We start from the raw sequence: 5,942 nt of genomic DNA, 5'->3' as shown, positions 1-5,942 counted from the left end.
GGCTTTCGCCTTTTTCTTATTGAAATCATCCTCTCGTTCTTTTCTATCTTTTCCTTCGTACCACAAGTGTTTTTGTTTACTAATAAAATTTTTTAGGCAATGTAATACCTATATCAATTGTGTTTAACTTTAGTGTTGTACAGTATATACGCGTTAATGTAAGCGTTTGCGATAAATGATAAAATATCATATTATTTTGATTAATAAGATTATTTAGGAATAAATATTTATAATAAACTAATATCTTATTTATATTGGGAGGGAATGATATGTCTAAAGAACTGTTTGACACTAAAAAACTGACAAAAGAAGAAATCTTTCCTGTACAGGATATTCATCATGTAGAAATTTATACGGGGAATGCCAAGCAAGCAGCGTATTATTATTGCCGTGCGTTCGGTTTTAAAGTAAAAGCTTATCGCGGTCTGGAAACCGGATGCCGGGACCGTGTATCTTACGTGCTTGAGCAGGGGAGCATCCGCCTTATTTTGACAGGAACGTTGGAGGATAATACGGATGTCGCTGAATTTGTAAAGCTGCACGGTGAAGGTGCAAAAGATATTGCGCTGAAAGTGGAAAACGTAGAAGAAACGTACAAAGGCGCTGTAGAGCGCGGGGCTATCGCCATCCGTGAACCGTGGACCGAAAGCGACGAAAACGGTCTGGTGAAAAAAGCGGTGATTGGTACATACGGTGATACCATTCACACGCTGATCGAAAAAGCAGATTACAACGGCATTTTCCTGCCAGGCTATCAACCTGCCGAATTCGACATCCCATCTGCATCCACCGGCCTTGTAGGCATTGACCATATCGTAGGCAATGTAGAAGTAATGGATGAATGGGCGTCTTACTACGAAAAAGTATTTGGCTTTAATGTACTTAAGCAATTTGATGATGAAGACATTTCTACAGAGTACTCCGCTTTAATGTCCAAAGTAATGACGAATGGCACGGGACGTATTAAGTTTCCGATTAATGAACCGGCGGAGGGCAAGCGCAAATCCCAGATTCAAGAATATCTTGATTTCTATAAAGGACCTGGTGTACAGCATCTGGCTTTGCTGACTAACGACATTATCGCTACCGTAAAAGCCCTTAAAGAGAATGGCGTCGAATTCCTCTACACACCGGACACGTACTATGAAGGCTTAACGAACCGTGTAGGAGAAATTGATGAAGACTTAAAAAAGTTACAGGAGTTGAACGTCCTTGTCGACCGCGACGACGAAGGCTATTTACTGCAGATTTTCACAAAGCCGGTTGTGGACCGCCCGACATTGTTTATCGAGATCATCCAGCGTAAAGGCGCCCTTGGTTTCGGCGACGGGAACTTCAAAGCGCTTTTCGAATCCATCGAACGTGAGCAAGAGCGTCGAGGCAACATCTAATGAAACTCATTAGCTACTATGTACCGGGCAATCAAACAATAAGAGCGGGCTGGATTCAGGACAAAAACGTATATGACATGGAAGAGACCTACCGCTACCTAACAGAGATGAGAGGGGAGACCATCTCCCCTCCCGTTTCTCTGCTTGATTATCTGAACCTTCCGCAAGAAGTGAAACAGTGGTTGCTTTCGCTGACGAAAGAAACGCCCCCGTCCTTTCCTGCTGTAGGAAAGGAAGCGGAAGTGAAGTTTGCGGCACCGCTGCCACGGCCGAACAGTTTTCGGGATTTCTATGCATTTGAGGAACATGTCAAAACCGCACGGAAAAAGAGGGGATTAGACATGGTGCCTGAATGGTATCATTTTCCCGTTTTTTATTTCTCGAATGCATCTGCGATAAAAGGGCCTGGTGAGCCGGTAGAGAAACCGAGATACACCGAATGGTTGGATTATGAATTGGAGGTCGCCTGTGTCATTGGTAAAGAAGGACGCAATATTAAGCGTGAAGAAGCGCTTGATTATATTGAAGGCTTTATGATTCTTAATGACTGGAGCGCGCGTGATATCCAGCGGGAAGAAGTAAAGGTAGGGTTGGGACCGGCAAAAGGCAAAGATTTCGCTACTTCGATGGGACCGTATCTGGTAACGAAAGACGAACTGGAAGATCGTCGCAGCGGTGAACATTACAACATTGAGATGAAAGCGTCGGTCAATGGACGTTTATTATCCCGGGGAAATATGCAAACATTGTACTTCTCATTTGCACAGATGATTGAGCGGGCGTCTGAAGATTGCACGCTCTATCCGGGGGATGTGCTTGGTTCCGGTACGGTGGGAACCGGATGCATTCTCGAGCTGGGCACCGATATACACCGCTGGCTGCAAAAAGGGGATATCGTCGAGCTCTCCATCGAAAGGCTGGGCGTACTCCGCAACGAAATCGTCTAAGGCAGGATGGCGGTACATAGAACAGGAAGCAGCAAACATTGGACTCGATTATTTTTCGAGAACGAAGCATTCATCCAGACACTGCGTGAAGTTATGCTATAAAAAGAGGGGGAGTTGGAATGCCGCATTATGTGAAGAGGGGGAATATCCCGCATAAGCGTCACACGCAGTTCCGCAAGCCGGACGGTGGACTGTATTATGAGCAATTGATGGGCACCAAGGGATTCTCCGGAATTCAGTCGCTCATTTATCATATCAATCCGCCGACTCAGGTACGGGAAGTGAAAAAGCTCAAAGATATTGTTCTTGAGTTCGAAGAAAAAGATGGGCTGAAACATCGGCATTTCCGTACATGGAACACGGAAGCAGGCGGTGACTTCTATGAAGCACGGAAAATTCTGATGGCCAATGACGATCTGGCCATTGGCGTAGCCCGCCCGACCGAACAGATGCCGTATTACTACCGAAATGGAGAAGGCGACGAAATGCTGTTTGTTCATGAGGGAAAAGGAAAGATTGAAAGTATCTTCGGAGAGCTGTCTTTCTATCCGGGCGACTATATCATCATTCCTATCGGCACAACGTACCGTGTTGTTCTCGAGTCGGATGAAGCGCGCTTCCTGGTGGTGGAGTCCAATTCCGCGATTGTGCCGCCTAAGCGATACCGCAATGAATATGGCCAACTGCTGGAGCATTCTCCGTATTGTGAGCGCGATTTTCGGACACCCGAGAAGCTTGAACCGAAGGATGAGAAAGGCGAGTTCGAAGTGCGAGTGCGTGCCCAGGGTATGCTGACCTCATACCTGTTCGACTTTCATCCGCTTGATGCGGTTGGGTGGGATGGCTATCTTTATCCCTATGCATTCAGTATCCATGATTTCGAGCCAATTACCGGGCGCGTCCATCAGCCGCCGCCGGTCCACCAGACTTTCGAAGCGCGGAATTACGTCGTTTGTTCTTTTGTGCCTCGCCTGTACGATTATCATCCGGAAGCGATTCCGGCTCCTTATGTACACAGCAACGTAGAGAGCGATGAAGTGCTCTATTATGCAGACGGCGATTTTATGAGCCGCCGCGGCATTGAAGAAGGATCGATTACCCTGCATCCGAGCGGGCTGCCGCACGGTCCGCACCCGGGCAAGATGGAAGAAAGCATCGGCAAGAAGGACACCAAGGAATTGGCGGTCATGATCGATACATTCCGTCCGCTCCGTGTGGTAAAGCAAGCACAAGACTACGAAGACAGCGGCTATATGTATAGCTGGCTGCCGCAAAAATAAAGGAGGGGCTTTCCATGAACATCGAACCAAGCACGCTTCCCTGGAATGAGGCCTACAAGCTGATGATCGGCTCCATTTTACCGCGCCCCATCGCTTTTGTTTCGACTATAAATGAAGCTGGTCAAGCCAATCTGGCCCCGTTCAGTTTTTTTACCGCGATTTCCGCCGAGCCGATGATGATCTGCTTCTCTCCGATGCGTCGCGGTACGGACGGCGCGCGCAAAGACACGCTTACTAACATTGAAGCGACACGCGAATTCGTAGTAAACATCGTCGGTGAAAAGATTGTAGAACAAATGAACGATTGTGCCATTGAATATCCACCTGATGTCGACGAATTTGAAGCGGCCGGGCTGACAAAAGTAAGCAGTCACATCATCAAGCCGCCGCGCGTAGCAGAAAGTGACGTGCAGCTCGAATGCGTGCTCCATGATGTGTTGAACTTTGGTGATAAACCCGGCGGAGGAAGCCTCGTCATCGGGCAGGTCGTAAATATTCATGTGAAAGATGATTTGTATTTTGACGGCAAGATTGACACGGAGAAGCTGCAGCCGATCGGCCGCCTGTCAGGGCAGGTCTACAGTCGGGCTGTAGCGGATACGTTTGTATTGGAGCGTAAAAAGCAACCGAATTAAATAACCCACTGCGGCAAGGAGAAATGTTATGGATTTATTTAAAAAAATCCATATAAAGCAAAAGAGGAGGCCTTGTAATGAATATTCCTTCTCACCTGCGTGAGTTTGTCGTAGATCAGGAGTATGAGAGGTATACGCCGATTAACCAGGCGGTCTGGCGTTATGTAATGCGGCAAAACCGTGCATTTCTCGGGGAACGGGCTCATGCCGCCTATATCGATGGCCTGCGCTCGTCAGGAATTGATGTGGAAGCGATTCCAAGCATTGAAGCGATGGACGAGTGCATGGCCAAGTATGGCTGGGGAGCGGTTACGATTGACGGCTTTCTTTCTTCCGCTGCGTTTATGGATTTTCAGGCGCACGGCATCCTGCCGATTGCGACCGATATCCGGACACATGAGCATATTGCCTATACCCCGGCACCTGATATTCTGCACGAGGCGGCCGGACATGCACCAATTTTGAAGGATACGAAATATGCTTCCTATGTGAAGCTTATCGGTGCGCTGGGCGCGAAAGCAATGTCGACAAAAGAAGATTATGATTTGTATGAAGCAATTCGTTATCTTTCCATGGTAAAAGAAGATCCTATGGCGACCGCGGATCAGATTGCAGAAGCGGAGCAGCGGCTAAAAGAAGCCCAGGAGGCGGTAGTCGAGGTATCGGAAATTCAGCTGGTATCCCGCCTGTACTGGTGGACGGTAGAATACGGGCTTATCGGTACGCCGGAGAATCCGCAGATTTACGGTGCGGGTCTGCTGTCTTCAGTAGGCGAAAGCAAACGCTGCCTGAAGTCTGACGTGAAAAAGCTGCCGTTCTCCCTCGATGCCTGCATTGCGACCGGATATGATATTACCGATTATCAGCCGCAATTATTTGTCTGCCGTGACTTTGACGAACTTATTGAAGCGGTAAAAGAGTTGGAGAAGCGCCTTGCCTGTTCCGTCGGCGGCACGGAGAGCTTGATAAAAGCCATTAAGTCCGAGAACATCGCCACCGCCGTCTACAGCTCCGGCCTGCAGGTTACCGGTATTATTACGCGCTTGGAATACGATGACAGCAATGAAGCCGTATATTTGCAACTGACAGGTCCGACTGCGTTGGCGGTGGAAAACACAGAGCTTCCCGGCCATGGTAAAGACTACCACAAAGACGGCTTTGGTGCTCCGATTGGACGTTTGAGAGGGGAGGCTACGCCGCTCGAGGAGATGACGGAAGAGCAGCTAACGGGGCTTCATATTGTAGTCGGGCAGCAAGCTAATCTGGAGTTCGAATCGGGTATCCGCGTTGCCGGCACGGTCAAATACGTACAACGCTACCAGGGCAAAGTTATCCTTATCGGTTTTGAGAACTGTACAGTTAAAAGAGTGGACGGGAATACGCTGTTCGAGCCTGAGTGGGGTGTGTATGATATGGCGGTCGGTGCAAAGATCGTCTCCGTGTTCTCCGGTGCGGCCGACAAAGAAAAATTCTCCGCGCATACCGACAAAAAATCAGCGCTTACCAAAGCGCGCCCGCAATGGAGCGAAAAGGAGCGCAAACTGCATGGGCTGTACCAGGCAGTACGTGACATTCGAGAAGGAGGCCTGGAAGATGACAGAGCGGCAAAAGAGCTTCCTCTTATCGCGAAAACGCTGGATGCCGAGTATCCGGAAGATTGGCTCTTGCGCCTTGAAATTCTGGAGATAA

Annotated in this window: 5 protein-coding genes; all 5 read left to right on the top strand. The window is 48.5% G+C overall.

Annotation, left to right across the window (positions count from 1 at the left end):
* The first annotated feature begins 269 nt into the window (after positions 1–269).
* On the top strand, positions 270–1,391 hold the full coding sequence (hppD, locus tag ADA01nite_RS21075; protein ID WP_146812401.1) for a 4-hydroxyphenylpyruvate dioxygenase: 1,122 nt from the start codon (positions 270–272) through the stop codon (positions 1,389–1,391).
* The gene (locus ADA01nite_RS21070) at positions 1,391–2,338 is read left to right on the top strand and encodes a fumarylacetoacetate hydrolase family protein (RefSeq protein WP_146812400.1); all 948 of its coding nucleotides are present in this window, start codon (positions 1,391–1,393) and stop codon (positions 2,336–2,338) included. The genes hppD and ADA01nite_RS21070 overlap by 1 nt, the downstream gene beginning before the upstream one ends.
* Positions 2,339–2,457: 119 nt before the next feature.
* Positions 2,458–3,618 (top strand): homogentisate 1,2-dioxygenase, encoded by a 1,161-nt coding sequence (locus ADA01nite_RS21065; protein ID WP_146812399.1) that lies wholly within the window; start codon positions 2,458–2,460, stop codon positions 3,616–3,618.
* Between the two features lie 14 nt (positions 3,619–3,632).
* Positions 3,633–4,253, top strand: coding sequence for a flavin reductase family protein (locus tag ADA01nite_RS21060; protein ID WP_146812398.1), 621 nt, complete (start codon positions 3,633–3,635; stop codon positions 4,251–4,253).
* A 77-nt stretch (positions 4,254–4,330) separates the two neighbouring features.
* A partial coding sequence (locus ADA01nite_RS21055) for an aromatic amino acid hydroxylase (RefSeq protein WP_146812397.1) occupies positions 4,331–5,942 on the top strand: 1,612 nt, incomplete at its 3' end.

Source organism: Aneurinibacillus danicus (assembly GCF_007991215.1).
In the GTDB taxonomy this organism is placed as follows: domain Bacteria; phylum Bacillota; class Bacilli; order Aneurinibacillales; family Aneurinibacillaceae; genus Aneurinibacillus; species Aneurinibacillus danicus.
This window is presented reverse-complemented; position numbering and strand designations above follow the sequence as displayed.